Source organism: Neisseria sp. P0014.S009, from assembly GCF_051958155.1.
GTDB lineage: Bacteria > Pseudomonadota > Gammaproteobacteria > Burkholderiales > Neisseriaceae > Neisseria > Neisseria flavescens_C.
In genome coordinates, this window is sequence record NZ_JBQCVS010000001.1 from 246,578 (window position 1) to 268,389 (window position 21,812).

Below are 21,812 nucleotides of genomic sequence, written 5' to 3' on the forward strand. Positions count from 1 at the left end.
TCAGACGGCCTTTTTATATCAATTAAGCCAACACTTTCCGTACCGCTTCCACACCCCAATACAAAGCCTCTTCAAATACCGAATAGCTGCTTAAATCACTGTGCGCAAATAATAATCCAGTATTTCGGTTTCTGATTTTTAATAAAGCCTCATCGCTTAAATACCCGGGTTTCGGCACGCTCATGCCATGCCCGCGAACGGTAATGTCAACATGGGAAACGTGCCGCCAAAAGCCTTCGCCGTAAGCGGTAAGCAGATCTTGGGCGGCAAGCTGGAGCAGCTCTTCATCGCTTGCGTCAAGCAGCTGGCGGCGGACGGCTTGTGGCGTATCGTGGTTGAGCGCGGCGTAGGTGGTAAAAATCGTACGTTCAGGACGGGCAACCCGAATAAGCTGATTGGTCGCAACAACATAGCCCAGCCCTTGGCTACCGTAAACCACATTGTCCCACGCAAGTTCGCTGTTGTTTTTTTCTTTTGGGAAACTGTGCAGTTCAAAATTGGAAACCAGCCATGGCGCGTATTCGGGAATGTCCAGACCAAATTGTTCGGGAGATTCAATAATGCGGGCGGTAACCATCAGCGGCATGGCGGAGATAACGTGTTGCGCGGTGACGGCAACGGTTTCCCCTTTTGCATTATCACGCAGCCACACTTCAATCCGGCCGTCTGAAAGCGGTTTGATTTTGACGGCTGAAGCATTAACCGAAGCAGGTTTCTCCAAACGGATACTATTTTCAGACGGCCATTGCCAACCTTCCTGCAAACCGGCATGACGGCGCAGGTTTTCAGAAAGATGTGCCAAACCTTCGGGCCAAGTGAGGACGGTTTCCGCGCTGTTGCGGGCGGCAAAATAATGCAGTCCGGCAAAGGCGGATACTTGCGCTATGCCCTGTCCGTAATCGTCGCGGCAACAATAATCGAGATACCATAAAAGCTCGGTCGAGTGGTAACCTTCTTGCTCAAGCCATTGTTTAAACGTCAGATTATCGAGTTTGCGCCATGTCTCATCTGCCGATGACAGCGCAATTGGAATGGCAAAAATTTTCTTACCGTCATTGCCGTAAGCTTGTTTTAGACGGCCGATTAAATCAAAAAACCGTTTGGAATCCGCATCTTCTTTCGGCAATAAATGTTCCACCCATTTATCCTGATATAAGAGGCGCGATTCGGGCGCATAGACCAAATCGGTTTCCCTAAAGCTGCCGTCCGACTGCAAAATACCGAAATCCGCCAACATCTCGCGCACATACACGCTTTCTTTCGACGGCAAAGCCAAATAATGCGCACCACTCGGCGCTTTCAGGCCGTCTGAAGACGTATAGGCGGCATTGTTGCCATTGCGTTCAAACCCTTCTGCCAACAATACATCGCGGTGATTATGCTTCGCCAAATACCACAACGCCCCCAACCCAGCCGCACCGCCGCCGAGTATCAACGTATTGCACTCATAACGACGAGCCGGCGCTTGCAACAATTTTCGATCGCGCAACAAATGCCCCAGCGGCAAGCCGACACGGTTAATAGAAACCGACGGTTTGCGGTTGAGGTATTTATAAGTCTGCCAAGAAAAAGCAGAAGCAGCGCCAAGCGCGGCGGTATAGCTGAGAAATTGACGGCGGGTTAGCATGTTTTATAAAAAGGTCGTCTGAAAAAATAAAAGTAAAACGGCACAACGAAGTTAAGCATATCTCACGTTATTTATGCCCTGCCGAATAACCATGATAGGAGCTGCCGGAATGCGATGAGTCGCTGTCTTCAGCTTTGACATAGTTGAACAAGACGGTAAGGAAAATGATGAAAGCAAAGAAAATAATCGTCCCTACCCGTTCTTCTTCGTAATCACGATCGTTTTTATATCTGTCAGAAACCCATATCCATACCAACGCACACAGACTGACCACTATACCGACAGGACTACGTAGATGCGGCGACAGCCAGGCCGGAAGGTTGACGATGATAAGAATCAGCATAGCAATGATACGGGCTACATTATCTCGACTCCCAACATTTCTATTGTCGCCCTTCAGCCAGTAAGAGAGCACCTCCTTAGTATCAAAAGACAGGCCGAATGCCTTTCTCATTTGACGGTAAGACACAGAACTGCTTTTACTCCAGACTACTTCATCCTTGCTCTGCTCAGAACACAGAATGACATTCCGGCCATAACTTTTCTTGCCGCTATATTCCTTGTAATGAAGCAAATCGCCTTGTTTGACTTTCCAATAAAAAGCACCAGCCGCTGCCTCGACCTGCCCACGGTAATGATCAATCAACATTTCACCGGCAGGATTGCCACTTGAATCAAAGTCCGGCCATGTGTGTAAGGTTTCTGACAACCGCCAGCGTTTTCCAGACTCAATCAGCCAGGCAAACCCTTGCTGCGTGTTATAAAGCAGATATTCCGTCCAGTATTCAGACTGATTTTGGTTATAAGACGATATTTCGGCAAATCTTACAGCTCCGATAATCAGATATTCTGTATCGTTCAGACGGCCTGTCGTACCAATGGAAAGCGTAAACAGGTTTTCTTGTTCTTTCCTTTGGGCATTTGCCTCCATCAACGCAACAGTATCTTTTGTCGTGTTCAAACCACTGCCGCAAGACTGACACAAAAGGAAAGAAGTAACACCACTTGGCCAATGGACAGGAGCGCCGCAATGTGGGCAGTTTTCAGAAAGAATCTCTCCTTTCAGACGGCCTGCACTTTCATGGATTTCATCATCACTGCGCTTATTTTCCAGCTTCAAACTGTCCAAACTGACTATGCGTCCGAAGTAGGAGTCCATTGGAAAAGTCGAATAATCCAAGGTCAAAAACAAATTGCCGCGTCGCCAGTCGCAAACCTCGCCTGTCGCTTGATTCCCAGATAGGTTGAACGGCAACTCGCCTTGCGCATCGGTATTACGGTAATGTATGGTGCGGACGTCTGACGCAATAAAGGTTTGGCCATTAAAGATCAACGAACTGGAGCCGGCTTTCACCGACTTAAAATTTTTCGGCCCCCGTCTCCTCTTCTGGGCAAGCAAACAAGTCATGGCATATAAATCGCCAACCTCGGAAAGCCAGCCGGTCTGCCCGTCATCAAACAAGACATACCATTCATTCCATGCGCCGACATCGTAATGCACCTGCAATCGCCCAATCAGCGTAAATTTCCGATCATCAAAAACGCCTCTCGTTCCAATCTGCAACGGACTAAAATCCTCCAGCAACGCAGAATCACGCCCTGAATTGGCAACAAAATATCCGCTCCTCCCCTTACCGCTTCTAGCAACCAGCATACTGTGACAATGGCCACACACCAGCGTCACGGCAGTAGCGGAATACGCCTCCACAGGCGCACCACAGCTTGGGCAATCGGTTTTAAAAAAAGGCGTTTTTTCCATATAACGTCAATATTTCAGTTAAATCAGCGCAAGGTTTAAGGCCGTCTGAAAACGGATTGAATATGCTTTCAGACGGCCTAACAGATTTTATTGTTCAGCCGATGGTTGTATATCGTCCAGTGTACCTTCGCCACGTTGTGCAACCGTCCAAACAGCCCTTTCTGCCACCAACTCCCTGCACAAGATTTCCTTCACTTTTTCCAATTTCATACTGCCGCAAATAAATGCATCTATGGCAGCGAAGCGGTGTTCCGGCCAAGTGTGGATGCTGATATGGGACTCGGCGAGCAGTAAAACGCCGGTTACGCCGCCTGCGCCGCCGAAGGTGTGGAAGTGTTCGGTCAATATGGTGGCTTCTGCAGCCTGTGCGGCAGCTGCCAAAGCGGTTTTCAGACGGCCTTCATCTTTTAAGATGGCTTCATCGCAACCGTATAAGTCCAATAGGCCATGATTACCGGGCATGTGGGTCATTTATGGCCTCCGGAATAACCACTGCCGCCGTAATAGCCTCCGGAGTGCATACGCGAGCCGTCGGAGTCGGAAGAGCCGTAGCTGATGATCATGGAGATGACGATGATGATGGTGCTGAAAATGATGTAAGTAATTCTCGACATGTTAATCCTCGTCCTCGTCTTTTTTGCCCATGGTCCACAACAACCAGCATCCTATAAAGATGACGGTAAGCGCAGCAGAACTGTCGCCGGTCAGCAGCGCAGGGAGGTTGACGACAACCAAGATGGCAGTCATTATGATTCTTAATGATTTATCAATGCCGTCTGCCGCCATGTTTGCAGTGTAATGCGGAGCTTGGCTGGTCAGATTAAACGCATCTGCAATTTCCCGATAAGCAATTGGGGCACTTCTAGTCCATGCCATTTCGTGACTGTTTAGTTCGGAGCCAATCTTACGGCTTTGTCCGTCTCGGTAATCGCTGTAATAGTTCAAATCACCGCTTCGGACACGCCAATAAAACGCTCCGCTGGCAAGCCTAACCCGTCCGCCATAGTCATAAAGTTTGCCATAGCCTTGCGGTTGGCGGTTGCGGTCGAGGCGCGGCCAATCGTTCAAGGTTTCGGAAATACTCCAACCTTCATCAGCTTCAACCAGCCATAAGAAACCCTGTGTAGGGTTATAAAGCAGATACTCTGTCCATTGCCCTTCCGGTGTCAGTGTATGCTTGGCACCTTTGAATAAGTTATCAAATGTTTCCTGCGCATCTGTTTCTAAATATCGGATTGCGCCGATAACATGAAACTCTTTATTTTTCAGACGGCCTGTCGAGCCGACAGGCAAAGTAAACATCGTATTTTGCGACAAACGCAAATTGTTGGCGGTAATAAGCTCCGCTTTATCCCTGCCGACTACCAATTCGCTGCCGCAACTTTGACAGTTCAGATGGGAAGTCAGCCCGTTTACCCAATGAATGGACGAGCCGCAGTTGGGACAGTTTTCTGAGGAAATACTGCCTTTCAGACGGCCTGCGCTTTCTTTGATTTCGTCTTCGCTGCGGGTGTTTTCCAGCTTCAAATCATCTAGGTTTACCATCCGCCCGAAGAAGGCTTCGGGTGTTTCATTGTTGTAATCGAGCGTGATGAAAAGGTTTTCGCAACGCCAGTCGGAAACCCGATTTTCTGTATCCTCTTTCAAAACAAACGGCAATTCGCCCTGCGCGGCGGCGCGTTTCAAGCTGATTTTGCGGACATCGGAGGCAATATAGTGCTTATCTTGAAAAGTCAGCTCGCTAAATCCGGCTCGCGTGTCTTCAAATTTCGGCGGATTATCGATTTCGACCGGCATGGTCATCACATACAAATCGCCCGCCTCAGAAAGCCAACCGGCTCTGCCGTCGTCAAATAGCGCATACCATTCATTCCACGCACCATCGTCGTATTGCACCTGAAGCCGTCCGACCAAGATAAAGCGTTGAGCGACAAATGTGCCGTTGGTTCCGATTTGCAGCGGACTAAAATCTTCCAGCAATGCGGAATCGCGGCCGGAGTCGACAACGCCGTTATCTTGCCGCACCAGCATGCTGTTGCAATAGCCGCACACCAGCGTCACGGCAGAAGCAGAATGCGCTTCGACAGGTGCGCCGCAGCTTGGGCATTCGGTTTTGAAGAAAGGGGTTTGAGACATGGGTTTGCTTTTACAGAATGGGTTGGAATGTTTCAGACGGCCTTAGCGTTTCTATCAACTGGTTTTATCAATGATTTCAGATTAGAAACAAACCAAATCGCCGAACGGACTCAATCAAATGATTCGAAAGGCCGTCTGAAACCTTTTCACAGAAGCAGCTCAACGCTTCTTTGAATGATATTTTTCAGACGGCCTTCAATTGATCAACCAATCAGCTGCTTCAACACTTCAGCCTTGGCCTTATCAAAATCTTCTTGCGAAATCAAACCGCCATCCAGCAAAGACTTGAGTTTCACCAATTTCGCCTGCGGATCTTCGGCAGCCGGCTGAACATTTTGCTGAGCGTGCTGCGCATTCGGCTGCATCATGCCCGCCATGGCACCCGCCATCGCCTGACCAATACCGGTACCTACGCCCAAGCCTGCACCGATTCCGGCAAGTCCGCCTTCATTTTGTGCCGCAAGCGGGATGGATTCGGCGGTTTGATATTGGGTGTAGCGTCCCAAATCGCCGATAACGCCCATCGAAATTTTCTTATCCAATGCAGCCTGAATAGACGCGGGCAAGGAAATGCTTTCAACAGTGAAGTTTTCCAGCGCCAAACCCAGCTTGGCAAATTCCGCGCCAAGCAATTCGCCGATTTTTTGCGACAGCAAAACTTGGTTCGCCGCCATATCCAAGAATGGGATACCGGAGCTGCCAAACGCAGCCGCCAACTGGGTGACTGCAATATTGCGCAGCTGGTTTTCCAAATCTACGCCGCTGTATTGCGCCGCCACACCGCTGACTTCTTTGAAGAATTTTGCCGGATCGCTGATGCGGTAAGAATACATACCGAACGAACGCAGTTGCACAGCACCAAACTCGGCATCGCGCACGGTAACAGGTTGGGACGTACCCCATTTACGTGCGAGCTGTTGTTTGGTATTGAAAAAGTAAACATCCGATTTAAACGGAGACTCAAAAAGCTTGTCCCAGTTTTTCAAGTTGGTCAGCACTGGCAGCGTTTGCGTATTGAGCGTGTAACGCCCCGGCCCGAACACATCGGCGGTTACGCCTTCATCGACAAACATCGCCATCTGCGCCTCACGCACAGTCAGGCTCGCACCGTTTTGAATCTCCTCATCGGCAATCGGAAAACGCCACATCAGCAGGCTGTCATCGGGATTCGGCCATTGAATGACGTCGATAAACTGTTTCTTGATAAAGTTGAACATCGCAGTTCCTTATTTGAAGAAGAAGGGATAACTTATGGGCAGTCAGGTCAATTTGCCTGGTCGGTTATATCGCTTATTTTATATAAATATAATGTCATACGATATTAACATTCAAAATGTCTTTATGCATGGGAATAGAGTGGGTTGCTCTATCTATTTTTAGTGTTAACCCACTAGCCAACCCAGAAACATTAACATATCATTAAAATTCATGCAGACTCTGTTTTACACTATTTTTCTGCTTTTACCTGCGCTATATCATAAAAAAGACAAATACAGGTAGAAAATCATTAAACACCATACCAAGCGTTCACTACACCTGTTAATATTTACCAAATCCTAGAAATTCATCATGCTGTATTGTCAAATTATCACATTGGCTTTCATAAAGTAAAAGGAATTTATATGAAAAATTCTGCTCATTTCTGTTTTGCAGTGTTAGCACTCTCTGCTGCCGTAAGTACACAGGCTGCCCGCCCTGTTGAATTTACCGTTGGTAGCGAATATTACAACGAGACCTATCGCGAATACGAAAAAGATGGTAGTCGCTTAATGCAGCAAAAAGGCAACTTATGGTCTATTAATGCCGGCGTAAAATACCGTTTCAACGATCGCCATGCGGCAAAATTAGAAGGCCGTTATTCGCGCGGTAAAACAGATTACACAGGAAGCGTACAATATATAACTGAGGATTATATCGACGATTCAGCAAGTTATGGCTCAGCCACGCTCAAAAATGCACCACGCCGCGCATACGATATCCGTGCCTTATACGAATATACACTCCCGATTAACGATCGCTTTAGCATTACTGCCGGAGCCGGCTTGGGACACCGTGTTCTGAGAGACTTAAGCAGCCGCATTGATCCTAATGATTATGACCGCAAAAACCGAACCACATATGCGCAAATCAATACTGGAGTAAATATCGCCCTTCCTGCAAACTTTGAGATATCTCCCCGCATTGCCTACAATCGTGCCGTGAAAGGCCGCCAATATTCTTACGAACCCGACCAGGTAGAAACCCGAATGAAACAAGGTGGCGGACAAGGTATTGAGGTTGAAGTACCTGTATCTAAAAAATTCGCTAACGGTTCCAAAATCAGCCTCACTCCATTCTATCGCGGCTGGAAAGTTAAAGAATCGAACCTTACCGTTACGGAAGAGTATGACTCATATGAATTGGGATCTATAGAACCTAAAAACCACACACACGAAGCGGGCGTAAGATTGCAATACTCTTTCTAATTTGATGAACTTAAGTAGTTAAAATGTTTCAGACGGCCTTGTATATAACAGGCCGTCTGAATTTTTTGATGCTTTCAGAATTTCACTATAACGCCAATACCATCAGACATAAGACCTTATCAGTCAAAAAAATCTACCGATAATTTTTCTAGGCAGGAGTCAGGATCAGCACATCTTTTGCTATCCAACCGACCATCAAAATCAAGTCAAACAAGCAGCGTTCAAAATGCCGATCGAGATGGACACTGCACCAAACAACGCGCCGACGGCAACATTGTTGCCAATGAGTTCTGCGGTAGCGCCTTTAATCATCATTGTTGCTGCGAAATAGACAAAAATCTGAATTACGGCTGCGGCAAGGGCCCACAGGATAAAATCGATAAAGCTGACGCTGTGGGCAATACTTGAAGCCAGTGTCAGACAAAAACCGACCAACGCGCCGCCAAATGATAAGGCGCAGGCAAGGTTGCCATTTTTAATCAGGCGCAATTCTTCAACGGGTGTAATCCGCAGATATACGGCAGCAAAAACAACGGTCATGGCGATGCCTGCCAACATGTATTGCAGGTAGAGCAGATATTGGGACAGAGAAATACTCACGATAAGATTCCTTGGTTTGCAATAAAGTGATTATGCCATATTTTTGAAGATAAACCCTTCGGAAAATATGGCATTTTTAGAAGCGCTTCACGCCGTCTGAAACGGTCTGATTTTTAATTCATGTTTTATTGTGATAATTGTTGACGATTTTTGTATGTTTATGTAACTATTGCGCACCGCTATTTATTAGAGCAAAGAGGAGAATATGAGCATACTCGCCGCTATCCGCCCTAAAGAGCCTTTGCGCCATCTACGCTGGTTTGACATGCTGATTGTGACCGCTATCCTGTTCGGTCAATTTGCCTACCGTTCTACCCAACTTTATATCGCCAGCCTGATGCCGCAAGTGGAAACAGCCGCAGTTGCCGAAGAAGTGCGCGATACTGCGGTAACCGGCGTAGCTTATTCTGAAAACATGAGCCTGCAGTTGACGCTGCTTGCTATTGCTCTGATTTACCTCGTTATCCGCCGTTTCGACTTTAAGCAGCTGCCGATTCGCTTTAATTTAGGCGTATTGTTTTGGACGCCTGTGATTTTTATCCTGATGGGTCTAACTGCCGATGCGGTAACTTCGTTAAGCGGCGGCTACAATTATTTCACCACTGAAATCTTCCAATACATCAAACCATTATCCATTTTTGACAAATTCGCCGCCCTTGCGCCGATGGCCATCCTCTACGGCCTTTTAAACGGCTTTTATGAGGAATTCTGTTTCCTCGGTCTTTTAACCTGCGTGGAAGACAAATACAAATGGCAGGCATTGGCCTATTCGACCTTGGTGCGCATCTCCTTCCATACTTATCAAGGCATGCTTTGGGCGACCGTCATCGGCGTTGTTTTCGGCTTGATGTACTACTTCTTCTACAAATACAAAGTCAAAAATCTGCTGCCGTTTTTCCTGATTCACGCCTTGGCAGATATCTTCGGCTCCGGCTTCATCTATTTGATTTGCGCTTAATGGCAACGATTGGATGAATAAACAAGGCCGTCTGAAACATCATTTTTCAGACGGCCTTTTATCATCTATCGGCTTACTTAATCAAAGTAATTGCCACATCTGCATCTTCGGTTGCAACAGCCTCAATCACTGCATCTCCGCCAAACCGCAACACCGAGCCTGCGCCGACCGTATGTTTTTCCTTCTGATTCAAGGTTACGTCAAAGCTCCCTTTTCCAACGGCAAAAATCAGCGTTTTAAAACCCGGATGATCATGCGGCTTAATCTGCTCCCCTTTTTTCATATCTTTCTTAACGACCATGTAATTTTCGCCGCTGAAAATCTTACCATTTTCAGAAGAAACCTCTCCCAAGGGAGCGGCAGAAACGGCAACGGAAAACAAAGCAGACAGCAATACGGCAGAAATATTGACAACTTTCATGACAAGCCTTTCTTGAAAATAGGGCTTTCATTCTACAAAAAACCACTATATTGTTCAATAATAATTCTCATTTCTTAATCTAAAGACCATCTGAACTCCAACGATATTTTTCAGACGGCCTGATTGGCCTGTATAATATTCTCTTATTAATAAAATCGCTTTACACACCCATCAAATGGAAACCGTCAGAAAAGATCCGCTCGGCTCGGCATGGATGGTTATTGCCGCGCTCGGCTTTACCGTCATGAACCTCTCCATCAAAGCCGCCTCAACGCAATTCGGCTTTTCCAGCGGCGAGCTGGTCTTTTGGCGCATGCTGGTCTCCACCCTGTTCTTAGGCATCATGGCCAAAGCGCAAGGCAACACGTTTTCCACGCCGCATTGGAAAACCCATCTCAACCGTAGCGTCATCGGCACGCTTGCCATGATGTGCACGTTTTATTCCGTCATGCACCTGCCGCTGGCAACAGGCGTCACGCTCAACTACACGTCCTCCATCTGGCTGGCCATCTTTTCATTTTTCATTTTAAAAGAAAGAATTACGCTTTATACCCAAGCCATTTTGGTTATGGGCTTTATCGGCGTTATCCTGTTGCTCAACCCATCTTTTCAAGGAGGACAAGAATTTGCCGCGCTGGTCAGTTTGGCAGGCGGCGCCATGTCTGGCTGGGCATATTTGCAGGTGCGCGAACTCTCGCTTTTGGGCGAACCGGGCTGGCGCGTGGTGTTTTATTTGTCGCTTACCGGCCTGATTATGGGCGCAGTCTGGAGCACCATCACAGGCTGGCATCCGCTGACCGTGTCTTCCCTGCCCTATCTGGCCGGCATCGGCATCTCTGCCATGATTGCACAATTGGCCATGACCCGCGCCTACAAGGTCGGCAAGAAATTCACCGTTGCCTCGCTTTCCTACCTGACCGTCGTTTTCTCCGCCCTATCCGGCGTACTGCTTTTCGGCGATAAAATCACTTGGCAGGAAGCCGCCGGCATGGTTATCATTGTTGCAGGCGGCGTGTTCAGCAGCTTTACTCCGGCCTCAATCAAAAAATTTCTGATGAAGCAATAATTTAACAAGGAGAACACCATGATTTCCATCCGCGAACAATCTTACGGCTTAAATGTAGCGCTGTACAACGAGTTCACTTTGGACGATTTCCGCCAATTGGAAGAAGCCTTGTTGGCCGCAAAACAAAAAGTCCATCTGCCCGATATCCTTTTGGATTTGTCCATGCTGAAAGACTTCACCATCGATATGGCCGTCGAGCAAATTAAATTCCTCAACCAACACGAAACCGACTTCGGCCGCGTTGCCGTCATTACCGACGACATCTGGATCAAACTCGGCGCGCGCCTTTCCAGCCTCTTGACCAACCAACATCCCAAATATTTCAGCGACGCTGCCGAAGCACAGGCTTGGTTGTTGGCAAGCAATTTGAAATAAAGACAAGGCCGTCTGAACGCATTATCTGAGCAAATTCAAAACCGCTTAGGCTCAAAATCAACGGTATTACAATATTTTTCAAAGCATAAAAAGGCCGTCTGAAACCTTGCAACCTGCAAAGTTTCAGACGGCCTTTCATTGTTTTTATTCAAAAACTTACATCACATTCAATACTTCAATACCCAACAACTCCAAGCCTTGTTTCAGCGTGTTGCCGGTCAGCTTCGCCAGTTGCAGGCGGCTGTTGCGGGTTGCGCCTTCTGATTTCAAAATCGGGCAGGCTTCGTAGAAGCGGCTGAACAGAGTGGCAATTTGATAGAGGTAGGCGGCGAGATAGTGCGGATACGCAGTATCTGCCACGCTTTGCAGTACGTCCTCAAATTTCAACAGCTCGGCGGCCAGTTGTTTTTCCAAAGGTTCGGTCAAAACGGTTGGCGCGGTTGCGTCCCATTCGCCTGCTTTGCGGAACACGCTTTGTACGCGTGTGTAGGCGTATTGCAGGTAAGGGGCGGTATTGCCTTCAAACGAAAGCATGGCATCCCAATCGAACACATAATCGCTGGTGCGGTTTTTGCTCAAATCAGCATATTTGACTGCGCCGATGCCGACGGTTTTGCCGATTTTTGCCGCTTCGTCCGCACCCAATTCGGGATTTTTTTCTTTCACCAAAGCAGTGGCGCGTTCGACGGCTTCGGTCAGCAGGTCAACCAGTTTTACGGTGTCGCCGCTACGTGTTTTGAACGGTTTGCCGTCTTTGCCCATCATCGTGCCGAAGCCGATAAACTCGGCTTTTGCATTTTCCGGCAGATAGCCTGCTTTGCGGGAAGTGGTAAAGAGTTGCTCAAAGTGCAGGGCTTGGCGGTGGTCGACGACGTACAGCAGGCGGTCGGCTTTCAGACGGCCTATGCGGTAGCGCAGGCACGCCAAGTCGGTGGAAGCGTATAGGAAGCCGCCGCCTTGTTTTTGCACGATAAATGCGGCAGGTTCGCCCTCTTTGTTTTTGAACTCGTCCAAGAACACGACTTTCGCGCCGTCGTCTTCGACTGCCAGGCCTTTTTCGACCAAATCATCGACCACGGGTTGCAAATCGTCGTTGTATTTCGATTCGCCCGCCACGTCCTCAGGACGCAGTTTCAAGCCCAGCGTGTCGTAAACGGCTTGGGCGTGCGAGAGTGAAATATCGACAAACTGTTTCCACAATGCCAACACGGTTTCATCGCCGCCTTGCAGCTTCACAACGTATTCGCGCGCGGTGTCGGCAAAGGCAGGATCTTCGTCAAAGCGTACTTTGGCAGCGCGGTAAAACTGCTCCAAATCCGCCAACTCAAACGCGGCATTATCTTTTTGCTGCTCAACCAAATAAGCAACCAACATGCCGAACTGCGTACCCCAGTCGCCGACGTGGTTTTGACGGATGACGGTGTTGCCCATAAATTCCAACACGCGTGAAATGCTGTCGCCGATGATGCTGGAACGCAGGTGGCCGACGTGCATTTCCTTTGCCAAATTAGGCGAAGAATAGTCGATAACGACGGTTTGCGGTTTGTCGGTTTTCGCTATACCGAAACGCGTGTCGTTCAAGGCCGTCTGAATGTTTTGGGCAAGAAATTCGGGGCGCAGGCGCAGGTTGATAAAGCCGGGGCCGGCGACTTCTGCGCTTTCAATCACGGCGTTGCCCACCAATGCTTCGGCCACTTTTTGCGCCAACTCGCGTGGATTTTGTTTGGCTTTTTTCGCCGCACCCATCACGCCGTTGATTTGGAAATCGCCGTGTTCAGCGTTTTTGGTCGGCTGCAAAACAACGGGACTGTCGGCGATGCCTGCGGCGACAAAGGCGGCGGCGGCTTCGCGTTCGACGGTTTGGTATAAATTCATGTTGTCGGTCTCTATCAATTCAAATCAGGCGGTATTTTAAAAGAATTTCGGGCTTTAAAACAGGGCAAGCTGCAATACTTTTCCAGCGGCTTGTTATATGATTGCATTCTGATTCAACGATTTTGCTGTAAAGGCCGTCTGAAAGGAAAAGCCATGAACCCTAAAAATACGCTTTGTCTGATTGTCGATATTCAAGAACGCCTGCTGCCCGCCCTTTCCGGCGCGGACGAAATGTTGGAACGCTGCCGTCTGCTGATTCAAGGCTTGACGGCTTTGGACATCCCCTTTGCCGTAACCGAACAATATCCGAAAGGTTTGGGCAACACTGTATCCGCCGTATCGTTGCTGTTGCCCGAAGGCACGCCGGTTGTCGAGAAAACCCGATTTTCGGCATTTTTGCCCGAAATTCAGGAAATCTTACGCAAAAACGACATTAAGCACGTTATTTTAGTGGGTGCGGAAGCGCATATCTGTATGCTTCAGACGGCCTTGGATTTGAAGGTGCAAGGTTACGCCGTATCCCTGCCTTTTGAATGCACCGCCTCGCGCACGACTGCCAACCGCGACAATGGTTTGGCGCAACTGAGCCGTCAGGGCATTATCATTTCCAATGTCGAAAGTATTTTGTTCCAACTGCTCGGCGATGCCAAACATCCGGCCTTTAAGACTATCTCCAAACTGATTCAATAACAGGCCGTCTGAAATGCAATACACCATCCGCCCTGCCCTGCGCCAAGACTTGCCCGCCATCGTCGATATTTACAACAGCACCGTGTCCACGCGCCAATCCACCGCCGATTTGTCGCCGACCACGGTTGTCGAACGCGAAATGTGGTTTGCCGCGCACACGGACAAACGCCCGATCTACGCCCTTTACGATGCCGACGGCACCGTATTGGCCTGGGGCAGTTTCAGCGACTACCATCCGCGCTACGCCTACCACATCAGCGCGGAAGTCAGCATTTATGTCCGCCACGATATGCGCGGCACATGCTCGAACGCGCGCCGTCCTTAGGCATCCGCAACGTCATCGCGCTTGTGTTCGGCCACAACTATCCGAGCCTGAACCTGTTTCACCGTTTCGGTTTTGAAGAATGGGGGCGGCTGCCGCAAGTCTGCGATTTGGACACCATGTTGGCAGACGTCGTGATTTTAGGTAAAAAGATTGTGGATTGATTACGACAAAGGCCGTCTGAAAACTGAATTCAGACGGCCTTTTGACGGCAAAACCTTTATTCCGGTTTCTTCGCCAGCATGGTAACGAATTTAAACTGAATCGGATTGCCGAATTCGTCTTTCGCGTGCATCGAGCCCAGCTCTTCCTTGTATTCCACCAATTCCCAATCTTTATAGTATTCGCGCAACTCGCCCTCTCCAAACTTGAACGGGAACGGCATCGGGCAAGGGAAATCTTCCGTATCCATCGCAGACACGATCAGGTTGTAACCGCCGGGGTTGGTGTGTTCCTTCATATTGGCAATCACGTCAGGAACATAACGCGGCATCAGGAACATAAACACCACGGTCGTCACCATATAATCGAAGTTTTCCTGAATATTGGCGGCGTTGAGGTCGTATTCAAACGCGCGGACATTCAGTTCTTCAATACGCGCCAGCTCTTCCACGTTTTGAACCGCATGGGGATTATTATCGACAGCGGTAACGTCAAAACCTTTCAAACCTAAATACAGCGCGTTGCGGCCCTGACCGCAGCCCATATCCAAAACCTTGCCGACAGGTACGATGCCCTCGGCGGCACGGACGGCCGAATGTGTCGCGCTCATGCCGTATTTCTTATTGAAATAGTCCGCCGCCTCGCAGTAAAACGACAGTTGGATTTCCGTGTCTTGCGATTGCGGCGCGATAAAGTGCCATGCTTGCGGATGGATAATCCAATCATCGCTTTCAGGCGTCAGCTCGTGCGTAGCCGTAATATTGCCTGCCTCGTCCACTTCATTGAAGTTCAGACGGCCTTGAAGGACATTGAGGCAGCCCCAAGTACCGGCAGCAGTATTGTGTTTGGACAACAAGGCTTCGGGAATCTCGTCCGCCGTCCACACCGGCATCTGTTTGTAACAAAACAATTCTTGCTGTTCGCTCATCATATTTCCTTTCTATTTTGACGGTTTCAACACGGCTTCTGCCAAGGCTTTCTGAATGGCAATCACGCTCTTGTCGCTTTTAAACTGCAAGGTTTCAGTCGGCGCTTCGCCGGAAGAAACCCAAATCTTCAGCTCGGCATCCAAATCGAAATGGCCCGAGGTTTCCACCGAAAAGCGCGATACGGAACGATACGGAATCGAACGGTAAGACACTTTCTTGCCGGTCAAACCCTGCTTGTCCACCAACACCAGCCGATATTCGGTAAACACAATCAAATCGCGCACCAGGCTGAATGCCATTTTTACCTGTTCGCCATCAATCAGGATATTCGCCAAATCGCGTTCCACCGCATCGGCGTCTTTTTGCGAAGCATTGCCCAAAAGGCCACTGAACAATCCCATATCTGCCTGCTTTCTATACGAGTGATAAGTGCAGGGTATTTTACACGCGCAAACCGTATTTGCCGATATTTCAGACGGCCTTATGTTATGATACCGCCTTATTCGACAAAGACATGCCCATGGATAAACCCGTTTACCTCTACACAGACGGCGCATGCAAAGGCAACCCCGGCGCAGGCGGCTGGGGTGTATTTATGCGCTACGGCACACACGAAAAAGAATTGTTTGGCGGAGAAGCCGAAACCACCAACAACCGCATGGAGCTGACCGCCGTCATCGAAGGCCTAAAATCCTTAAAACGCCGCTGCCAAGTCGTCATCTGCACCGACTCGCAATACGTCAAAAACGGCATGGAAAGCTGGATACACGGCTGGAAAAAAAACGGCTGGAAAACCGCCGCCAAAAAACCGGTTAAAAACGACGATTTATGGAAAGAGCTGGATAGTTTGGTTCAACAACACGATGTCCGCTGGACGTGGGTAAAAGGCCACGCCGGACACCCTGAAAACGAAAAAGCCGACGAACTCGCTAATCAAGGGGCGGCAAAATTTGCATAACACTTCACCCATGACTGTACTCAAATATCTCAAACCATTCTTTTGGATTGCCATCATTGCATTGATTTGTGTGACGCCCATAGCGCTTATGTTCGCCTATTCGCCCTTTCATGATGTCAATGATTATTTTAACTTTGGATTGTGCGATCACATTGAGAGTGCCGAAGAATGTGACGACTTAATCACGCCTTCCTATTTATTTTGGTGGTTTATACCCAAACCGTGGCTTTTCGCATTCATCACGCTGACTGCTATTTACCTCATTCTAAAAATCCTGATTGAAATCATCCGATTCCTATTCAGACTGAGAAAGAAAAACCCATGACCTGCCCCATCTGCACTGCCGACAACGAAGACATTTTGCTGCAAACGCCCAATCTGCGCGTTATCGCCGTCCACAACGAAGCCGGCGCACCGGCATTCTGCCGCGTTATTTGGAATGACCATGTTTCCGAGATGACCGACCTTTCCCCTGCCGAACGCAACGAAATCATGGAAATGGTGTATCAGGTTGAAGCCGCAATGCGCCAAGTCTTCCGCCCGGCCAAAATCAATCTGGCCAGTCTCGGCAATGTTGTGCCCCACCTGCATTGGCACGTCATCGCCCGTTTTGAAAACGACGCCAACTTTCCTGCGCCGATTTGGGCCGCGCCCGTACGCGAACACGGTATGGCCTTGCCTGAAAATTGGCCGCAACAAATCAAAAACTTAATTGCTTAAACTTTCAGACGGCCTGTAAGGTCCGACACACCAAGCTTCAGGCCGTCTGAACATATAACGAAAGGAAAACCTCAATGAACTCCACCACGCGCCGCCATTTCCTGCGTACCTGCTCTGCCGCGGCAGGTGCAGGATTGTTGCAAGCCTGCGGCACCGGCACGACCACCACGCCGCAAACCAAAACCACATCTACCACCGCGAAAGCCCAAACCGTGCAACCTAAGCAACCCCATCCGCCACGTTCCGGCGACAACCTCCTGCGCGTTGTTGCGCCGTCAGGCTTCGCCGAAGATCCCAACCGCGTAACCACCGGCCTGACCCGCCTCTACAACGCAGGCTTTACCGTAACCAACCAACAGGCAGGCAGCCGCCGTTACCAACGCTTTGCCGGCAGCGACGCCCAACGCGCCGCCGACTTCCAAGACGTTGCCAGCGGCCGTGTTGAAACACCCAAAGTCCTCATGGGCTTGCGCGGCGGCTACGGCGCGGCACGTATCCTGCCGCAAATCGACTTCGCCTCACTCGGTGCCAGAATGCGCGAACGCGGCACATTGTTCTTCGGTTTCAGCGACGTGTGCGCCGTCCAACTCGCCCTGTTGGCCAAAGGCAATATGATGAGCTTTGCAGGCCCGATGGTGTATAGCGAATTCGGCAAAGCAGACCCCAGCGTCTTTACCATGGATTCCTTTATCCGCGGCACGACCAACAACGTCAACATCGTTGATGTTCCGACCATCCAACGCGCCGATGTCAACGTCGAAGGCACATTGTGGGGCGGCAACCTCAGCGTTCTCGCCTCCCTCGCCGGTACGCCTTACATGCCCGATATTCAAGGCGGCATCCTCTTTATCGAAGACGTCAGCGAGCAACCCTACCGCATCGAGCGTATGCTCAACACACTTTACCTGTCAGGTGTTTTGCAAAAACAACGCGCCATCATCTTCGGCGATTTCCGCATGGGCACCATCCGCGACGTGTACGACTCCAGCTACGACTTCTCCGCCGTCGTCAACCACATTTCGCGCACCGCCAAGATTCCCGTGTTGACCGGCTTCCCATTCGGCCACATCACCAATAAAACCACTTTCCCGTTAGGCGCGCATGCCAAAGTCCGCAGTACCGGCAATGGCGGTTATTCCGTCACCTTCAGCGGCTATCCTACGCTGAACCCGTCCGCGCTGACGCTCAACAACCTGCTGCCGCCTCCTGTTCCAACTTACGACAGCACCATCTACCGCGACAGCATTACTGAAGAAGTCACCGAATAAGGCTTGTTCAAATCAAAAGGCCGTCTGAAACCCAGTTTCAGACGGCCTTTTTATATCTTCATCTTAACCGTAACGTCGTTGGAAATCTTTCATAAAGTCAGCCAACGCGTTCACGCCTTCAAGCGGCATCGCATTGTAAATGCTGGCACGCATACCGCCGACGGTTTTATAGCCCTTAAGCAGGCACAAGCCCTGCAACTCGGCTTCCAACACAAAACGGCGGTCCAAGTCTTCGCTTGCAGTTTTGAAGACCACGTTCATTTTGGAGCGCGCATTAGGATGGATATCGTTGATGTAAAAACCGCCGCTGCCGTCTATCGTCTCATACAAGGTTTGCGCCTTAATTCGATTGACCGCTTCAATTTTTTTCACACCGCCCTGCGTTTGCAGCCAGCGGAATACCAAGCCCGACATATAAATCGCATAAGTGGAAGGCGTGTTGTACATACCGTCGCGGTTGATGTGCGAACGGTAGTTGAACACATCGGGAATATCGTTCGGACAACGCTCCAGTAAATCCTCGCGGATAATAACCACAGTTGCACCGGCAGGGCCGATATTTTTTTGCGCGCCGGCATAAATCAAGCCGTAATCGGACACATTAAACTCACGCGACAAAATCTCGCTCGACATATCGCATACCAACGGCGGCAGGCCGTCTGAAAGTTTGGGGACGTTTTGATACTGCAAGCCGTTTACGGTTTCATTAATCGCAAAATGAACAAACGCGGAATTCGGGTTGACATCCCAATCCTCCACCGCAGGCAGGTTCTTATAGGCATATTGCTCGCCGCCATGCGCAGCCAAACGGATTTCGGCATTGCTCAAACGGCTCATCTGCTCATAGGCAATACGGCTCCAGTTGCCCGTTACCACCGCGTCGGCAGTCGCAAAACCGTGCGCTAAATTCATGGCCACCATATTGAATTGCGTGGTCGCACCTCCCTGTAAAAACAGGATTTTATAGTTGGACGGAATATTCAAAAGCTGGCGCAAGTCTTGTTCGGCATGATGCAGAATACTCAAAAACATATCCGAACGGTGGCTCATCGCCATCACGGGGAAACCCGTACCGTTGTAGTCGAGCATCTCCTGTTGCGCGGTACGCAATACCGCTTCCGGCAATACGGCAGGACCTGCGGAAAAATTGTAAATCGGGTGTGCGGACATGGCGACCTTCTTTCTTATTCGGTGGGTATGAAGAAATTGTAGAACCGCCTTGCACATTGTGCAAGTACGAAAAATCAGGAAATACAAGGCCGTCTGAAAACAAAGCAACACCAATTATTTGTTTTCCAAAATAATTTCAAAAACACTACATCAAAACTTGTCAACAATTTCCTTTTCAGACGACCTCAACCCTCCCCTTTACATTTAAGCAATCACTTCAAAAAATCCACGCCAAATCAACACTTTTCTTTTATCTTGAAAACAGTTATAATAGGCCAATTTTTCAAATCACACGAAAAATGGCCGCGCGGCCATTTTTTTGTTTATGTACTTCTGGAGAAGCATGGATATTCAAAGCATTCTTGATAAAACCCTGCCCGGCTTGGGCTACGAGCTGGTCGATTTCGAACTGACCGCACAAGGCGATTTGCGCGTTTTCATCGATAAAGAAGGCGGCATCACCGTCGAAGACTGCGCCACTGTCAGCAACCATCTGAGCCGCGTGTTTATGGTTGAAGACATCGACTACAAACGTTTGGAAATCTCCAGCCCGGGCCTTGACCGTCCGCTGAAAAAAGCCGCCGACTTCGTGCGCTTCGCCGGCCAGAACGCCAAAATCAAAACACGCCTGCCGATTGATGGTCAGAAAAACTTCATCGGCCGCATCGAATCTTGCGAAAACGACATCGTTACCGTCTCTTTCGACGGCAAAACCGCCCAAATCGAATTGAGCAACATCGACAAAGCCCGTTTACGCCCCGAATTTAAATTTTAAAAACCGATTACTTGGAGATTCTAGAAAATGAGTCGCGAAATGTTACAGCTGGCCGAAGCGCTGGCAAGTGAAAAAAACGTTGAAACGGAAGTCGTATTCAAAGCCCTTGAATTCGCCCTCTCTACTGCTGCCAAGAAAAAAGCCGACCGCGAGCACATGGACGTGCGCGTCGAAATCGACCGCGATACCGGCGAATACCAAACCTTCCGCCGCTGGCTGATTGTTGCCGATGAAGACTACACCTACCCCGACGTAGAAAAAACCATCGAGGAAATCCAAGAAGAAATTCCCGGCACCACCATCCAAATCGGCGAATACTACGAAGAGCAGCTGCCAAACGAAGGTTTCGGCCGCCAAGCCGCGCAAACTGCCAAACAAATCATCCTGCAACGCATCCGTGATGCGGAGCGCGAGCAAAACCTGAACGAATTCCTCGCTTCTAAAGAAGACATCGTTTCCGGTACGGTAAAACGTGTCGAGCGCCACGGCATCATCGTTGAAGTCGTCGCAGGCAAACTTGATGCCCTGATTCCGCGCGAAGAAATGATTCCACGCGAAAACTTCCGCAGCGGCGACCGCATCCGCGCCCTCTTCCTGCGTGTGGACGAAATCGGCAATACCGGCCGCAAACAAGTCATTTTGAGCCGTACCAGCGGCGACTTCTTGGCCAAACTCTACGCTAACGAAGTACCTGAAATTGCAGACGGCCTGTTGGAAATCCGCGAAGTAGCACGCGATCCAGGCCAACGTGCCAAAGTTGCCGTTAAGGCCAACGACCAACGCATCGACCCGCAAGGTACTTGTATCGGCGTGCGCGGTTCTCGTGTTAACGCCGTGAGCAACGAATTGTCCGGCGAACGCATCGACATCGTATTGTGGTCTCCTGAGCCTGCCCAATTCGTAATGAATGCGCTGTCTCCCGCCGAAGTAAGTCGCATCGTGATTGATGAAGACAAACACGCTGTTGATGTAATTGTTGATGAAAACCAACTGGCGCTAGCCATCGGCCGCGGCGGTCAAAACGTCCGTCTGGCTTCCATCCTGACCGGCTGGCAGCTGAACATCATGACCGTTGAAGAAGCCGACGAGCGCAATGCCGCCGAAGACGCTGTTATCCGCAACCTATTCACCACCCACTTGAACATCGACGACGAAACCGCCGATATCTTGGTGGAAGAAGGTTTTGCCACTTTGGAAGAAGTTGCTTACGTTCCAGCGGCAGAATTGCTTGCCATTGACGGCTTTGACGAAGAAATCGTTGAAACCCTGCGTAACCGTGCACGCGACGCGATCCTGACCATTACCATCGCCGCAGAAGAAAAACTGGGCGAAGTGTCTGAAGACATGCGCAATTTGGACGGCGTAGATTCCGATATGTTGCGCAAACTGGCCGAAGCCGGAGTTACCCAACGCGATGATCTGGCCGAATTGTCTGTTGACGAATTGGTCGAAATTACCGGTGTTGACGAAGAAGAAGCCAAAAAAGTGATTTTGGCTGCACGCGAACACTGGTTTACTGAAGAAAACAACTAAGGG

General features: G+C 49.5%; 23 protein-coding genes and 1 pseudogene. 12 read left to right on the forward strand and 12 right to left on the reverse strand.

Annotated features, from left to right (window positions below; all coding sequences use genetic code 11):
* Positions 1–22: 22 nt before the first annotated feature.
* The 6 genes from ACTHS4_RS01165 to ACTHS4_RS01190 form a co-directional block, all read right to left on the reverse strand.
* Complete coding sequence (locus ACTHS4_RS01165) at positions 23–1,627, reverse strand: NAD(P)-binding protein (RefSeq protein ID WP_371459978.1); 1,605 nt, start codon at positions 1,625–1,627, stop codon at positions 23–25.
* Between the two features lie 67 nt (positions 1,628–1,694).
* Positions 1,695–3,386, reverse strand: a complete 1,692-nt coding sequence (locus ACTHS4_RS01170; protein WP_440365402.1) for a DUF4178 domain-containing protein — start codon at positions 3,384–3,386, stop codon at positions 1,695–1,697.
* Positions 3,387–3,473: 87 nt separating this feature from the next.
* On the reverse strand, positions 3,474–3,857 hold the full coding sequence (speD, locus tag ACTHS4_RS01175) for an adenosylmethionine decarboxylase (RefSeq protein WP_440365404.1): 384 nt from the start codon (positions 3,855–3,857) through the stop codon (positions 3,474–3,476).
* A complete protein-coding gene (locus ACTHS4_RS01180) occupies positions 3,854–4,000 on the reverse strand; it encodes a hypothetical protein (protein ID WP_162837292.1) in 147 nt (48 codons plus the stop codon). The genes speD and ACTHS4_RS01180 overlap by 4 nt, the downstream gene beginning before the upstream one ends.
* Before the next feature lies 1 nt (position 4,001).
* The gene (locus ACTHS4_RS01185) at positions 4,002–5,522 is read right to left on the reverse strand and encodes a DUF4178 domain-containing protein (protein ID WP_440365406.1); all 1,521 of its coding nucleotides are present in this window, start codon (positions 5,520–5,522) and stop codon (positions 4,002–4,004) included.
* Between the two features lie 203 nt (positions 5,523–5,725).
* Entirely contained in the window at positions 5,726–6,739 is a 1,014-nt protein-coding gene (locus ACTHS4_RS01190) for an SPFH domain-containing protein (protein WP_128582869.1), read from the reverse strand.
* Positions 6,740–7,144: 405 nt separating this feature from the next.
* Here ACTHS4_RS01190 and ACTHS4_RS01195 point away from each other — a divergent pair, with 405 nt between their 5' ends.
* The gene (locus ACTHS4_RS01195; protein WP_371459973.1) at positions 7,145–7,987 is read left to right on the forward strand and encodes an outer membrane beta-barrel protein; all 843 of its coding nucleotides are present in this window, start codon (positions 7,145–7,147) and stop codon (positions 7,985–7,987) included.
* A gap of 201 nt (positions 7,988–8,188) precedes the next feature.
* On the opposite strand, the gene ACTHS4_RS01200 is transcribed toward ACTHS4_RS01195, so the two are convergent.
* Entirely contained in the window at positions 8,189–8,587 is a 399-nt protein-coding gene (locus ACTHS4_RS01200; RefSeq protein ID WP_039861961.1) for a DUF350 domain-containing protein, read from the reverse strand.
* 205 nt (positions 8,588–8,792) lie between these two features.
* Here ACTHS4_RS01200 and ACTHS4_RS01205 point away from each other — a divergent pair, with 205 nt between their 5' ends.
* Positions 8,793–9,545 (forward strand): CPBP family glutamic-type intramembrane protease, encoded by a 753-nt coding sequence (locus tag ACTHS4_RS01205; protein WP_070826588.1) that lies wholly within the window; start codon positions 8,793–8,795, stop codon positions 9,543–9,545.
* A 73-nt stretch (positions 9,546–9,618) separates the two neighbouring features.
* Here ACTHS4_RS01205 and ACTHS4_RS01210 read toward each other — a convergent pair whose 3' ends face one another.
* Positions 9,619–9,966 (reverse strand): hypothetical protein, encoded by a 348-nt coding sequence (locus tag ACTHS4_RS01210; protein ID WP_070826589.1) that lies wholly within the window; start codon positions 9,964–9,966, stop codon positions 9,619–9,621.
* Positions 9,967–10,141: 175 nt separating this feature from the next.
* Here ACTHS4_RS01210 and ACTHS4_RS01215 point away from each other — a divergent pair, with 175 nt between their 5' ends.
* Both ACTHS4_RS01215 and ACTHS4_RS01220 read left to right on the forward strand, forming a co-directional pair.
* Positions 10,142–11,032: a DMT family transporter gene (locus ACTHS4_RS01215; protein ID WP_070826590.1), complete on the forward strand. Its 891-nt coding sequence runs from the start codon at positions 10,142–10,144 to the stop codon at positions 11,030–11,032.
* Positions 11,033–11,050: 18 nt separating this feature from the next.
* Positions 11,051–11,407 carry an STAS/SEC14 domain-containing protein gene (locus tag ACTHS4_RS01220; protein ID WP_003678720.1) on the forward strand — a complete coding sequence of 119 codons (357 nt, stop codon included), beginning with the start codon at positions 11,051–11,053 and terminating at the stop codon, positions 11,405–11,407.
* Between the two features lie 156 nt (positions 11,408–11,563).
* On the opposite strand, the gene argS is transcribed toward ACTHS4_RS01220, so the two are convergent.
* The gene (gene argS / locus ACTHS4_RS01225) at positions 11,564–13,282 is read right to left on the reverse strand and encodes an arginine--tRNA ligase (RefSeq protein ID WP_070826591.1); all 1,719 of its coding nucleotides are present in this window, start codon (positions 13,280–13,282) and stop codon (positions 11,564–11,566) included.
* A gap of 153 nt (positions 13,283–13,435) precedes the next feature.
* Between argS and ACTHS4_RS01230 the strand changes: the two genes are divergently transcribed.
* On the forward strand, positions 13,436–13,972 hold the full coding sequence (locus tag ACTHS4_RS01230; protein WP_440365407.1) for an isochorismatase family protein: 537 nt from the start codon (positions 13,436–13,438) through the stop codon (positions 13,970–13,972).
* A gap of 13 nt (positions 13,973–13,985) precedes the next feature.
* A pseudogene (locus tag ACTHS4_RS01235) lies at positions 13,986–14,458 on the forward strand (N-acetyltransferase family protein).
* A 56-nt stretch (positions 14,459–14,514) separates the two neighbouring features.
* Here ACTHS4_RS01235 and tehB read toward each other — a convergent pair.
* A complete protein-coding gene (gene tehB, locus ACTHS4_RS01240) occupies positions 14,515–15,384 on the reverse strand; it encodes an SAM-dependent methyltransferase TehB (protein WP_440365408.1) in 870 nt (289 codons plus the stop codon).
* Positions 15,385–15,396: 12 nt separating this feature from the next.
* On the reverse strand, positions 15,397–15,786 hold the full coding sequence (locus tag ACTHS4_RS01245) for a PH domain-containing protein (RefSeq protein WP_003678731.1): 390 nt from the start codon (positions 15,784–15,786) through the stop codon (positions 15,397–15,399).
* Positions 15,787–15,905: 119 nt separating this feature from the next.
* Between ACTHS4_RS01245 and rnhA the strand changes: the two genes are divergently transcribed.
* The 4 genes from rnhA to ACTHS4_RS01265 all read left to right on the forward strand — a co-directional run bounded on the left by rnhA (position 15,906) and on the right by ACTHS4_RS01265 (position 18,331).
* Complete coding sequence (gene rnhA, locus ACTHS4_RS01250) at positions 15,906–16,343, forward strand: ribonuclease HI (protein ID WP_036473212.1); 438 nt, start codon at positions 15,906–15,908, stop codon at positions 16,341–16,343.
* Positions 16,344–16,353: 10 nt separating this feature from the next.
* On the forward strand, positions 16,354–16,668 hold the full coding sequence (locus ACTHS4_RS01255) for a hypothetical protein (RefSeq protein WP_070765124.1): 315 nt from the start codon (positions 16,354–16,356) through the stop codon (positions 16,666–16,668).
* A complete protein-coding gene (locus ACTHS4_RS01260) occupies positions 16,665–17,063 on the forward strand; it encodes an HIT family protein (RefSeq protein WP_003686086.1) in 399 nt (132 codons plus the stop codon). Before ACTHS4_RS01255 ends, ACTHS4_RS01260 begins: the two co-directional genes overlap by 4 nt.
* Positions 17,064–17,137: 74 nt before the next feature.
* The gene (locus ACTHS4_RS01265; RefSeq protein WP_440365409.1) at positions 17,138–18,331 is read left to right on the forward strand and encodes an LD-carboxypeptidase; all 1,194 of its coding nucleotides are present in this window, start codon (positions 17,138–17,140) and stop codon (positions 18,329–18,331) included.
* A gap of 63 nt (positions 18,332–18,394) precedes the next feature.
* On the opposite strand, the gene serC is transcribed toward ACTHS4_RS01265, so the two are convergent.
* A complete protein-coding gene (gene serC / locus ACTHS4_RS01270; RefSeq protein ID WP_371459970.1) occupies positions 18,395–19,501 on the reverse strand; it encodes a phosphoserine transaminase in 1,107 nt (368 codons plus the stop codon).
* Positions 19,502–19,844: 343 nt separating this feature from the next.
* On the opposite strand from serC, the gene rimP reads away from it, so the two are divergent.
* Positions 19,845–20,276 carry a ribosome maturation factor RimP gene (gene rimP / locus ACTHS4_RS01275; protein ID WP_003685973.1) on the forward strand — a complete coding sequence of 144 codons (432 nt, stop codon included), beginning with the start codon at positions 19,845–19,847 and terminating at the stop codon, positions 20,274–20,276.
* Positions 20,277–20,303: 27 nt separating this feature from the next.
* On the forward strand, positions 20,304–21,809 hold the full coding sequence (gene nusA / locus ACTHS4_RS01280; protein ID WP_049330906.1) for a transcription termination factor NusA: 1,506 nt from the start codon (positions 20,304–20,306) through the stop codon (positions 21,807–21,809).
* Positions 21,810–21,812 lie beyond the last annotated feature (3 nt).

Coding starts and splice junctions, on each gene's coding strand:
- ACTHS4_RS01195 (WP_371459973.1), top strand. CDS start 7,145: ATGAAAAATTCTGCTCATTTCTGTTTTGCAGTGTTAGCACTCTCTGCT.
- serC (WP_371459970.1), bottom strand. CDS start 19,501: ATGTCCGCACACCCGATTTACAATTTTTCCGCAGGTCCTGCCGTATTG.
- rimP (WP_003685973.1), top strand. CDS start 19,845: ATGGATATTCAAAGCATTCTTGATAAAACCCTGCCCGGCTTGGGCTAC.
- tehB (WP_440365408.1), bottom strand. CDS start 15,384: ATGAGCGAACAGCAAGAATTGTTTTGTTACAAACAGATGCCGGTGTGG.
- ACTHS4_RS01220 (WP_003678720.1), top strand. CDS start 11,051: ATGATTTCCATCCGCGAACAATCTTACGGCTTAAATGTAGCGCTGTAC.
- ACTHS4_RS01185 (WP_440365406.1), bottom strand. CDS start 5,522: ATGTCTCAAACCCCTTTCTTCAAAACCGAATGCCCAAGCTGCGGCGCA.
- ACTHS4_RS01210 (WP_070826589.1), bottom strand. CDS start 9,966: ATGAAAGTTGTCAATATTTCTGCCGTATTGCTGTCTGCTTTGTTTTCC.
- ACTHS4_RS01215 (WP_070826590.1), top strand. CDS start 10,142: ATGGAAACCGTCAGAAAAGATCCGCTCGGCTCGGCATGGATGGTTATT.
- speD (WP_440365404.1), bottom strand. CDS start 3,857: ATGACCCACATGCCCGGTAATCATGGCCTATTGGACTTATACGGTTGC.
- rnhA (WP_036473212.1), top strand. CDS start 15,906: ATGGATAAACCCGTTTACCTCTACACAGACGGCGCATGCAAAGGCAAC.
- ACTHS4_RS01230 (WP_440365407.1), top strand. CDS start 13,436: ATGAACCCTAAAAATACGCTTTGTCTGATTGTCGATATTCAAGAACGC.
- ACTHS4_RS01165 (WP_371459978.1), bottom strand. CDS start 1,627: ATGCTAACCCGCCGTCAATTTCTCAGCTATACCGCCGCGCTTGGCGCT.
- ACTHS4_RS01260 (WP_003686086.1), top strand. CDS start 16,665: ATGACCTGCCCCATCTGCACTGCCGACAACGAAGACATTTTGCTGCAA.
- ACTHS4_RS01170 (WP_440365402.1), bottom strand. CDS start 3,386: ATGGAAAAAACGCCTTTTTTTAAAACCGATTGCCCAAGCTGTGGTGCG.
- nusA (WP_049330906.1), top strand. CDS start 20,304: ATGAGTCGCGAAATGTTACAGCTGGCCGAAGCGCTGGCAAGTGAAAAA.
- ACTHS4_RS01180 (WP_162837292.1), bottom strand. CDS start 4,000: ATGTCGAGAATTACTTACATCATTTTCAGCACCATCATCATCGTCATC.
- argS (WP_070826591.1), bottom strand. CDS start 13,282: ATGAATTTATACCAAACCGTCGAACGCGAAGCCGCCGCCGCCTTTGTC.
- ACTHS4_RS01190 (WP_128582869.1), bottom strand. CDS start 6,739: ATGTTCAACTTTATCAAGAAACAGTTTATCGACGTCATTCAATGGCCG.
- ACTHS4_RS01205 (WP_070826588.1), top strand. CDS start 8,793: ATGAGCATACTCGCCGCTATCCGCCCTAAAGAGCCTTTGCGCCATCTA.
- ACTHS4_RS01255 (WP_070765124.1), top strand. CDS start 16,354: ATGACTGTACTCAAATATCTCAAACCATTCTTTTGGATTGCCATCATT.
- ACTHS4_RS01265 (WP_440365409.1), top strand. CDS start 17,138: ATGAACTCCACCACGCGCCGCCATTTCCTGCGTACCTGCTCTGCCGCG.
- ACTHS4_RS01245 (WP_003678731.1), bottom strand. CDS start 15,786: ATGGGATTGTTCAGTGGCCTTTTGGGCAATGCTTCGCAAAAAGACGCC.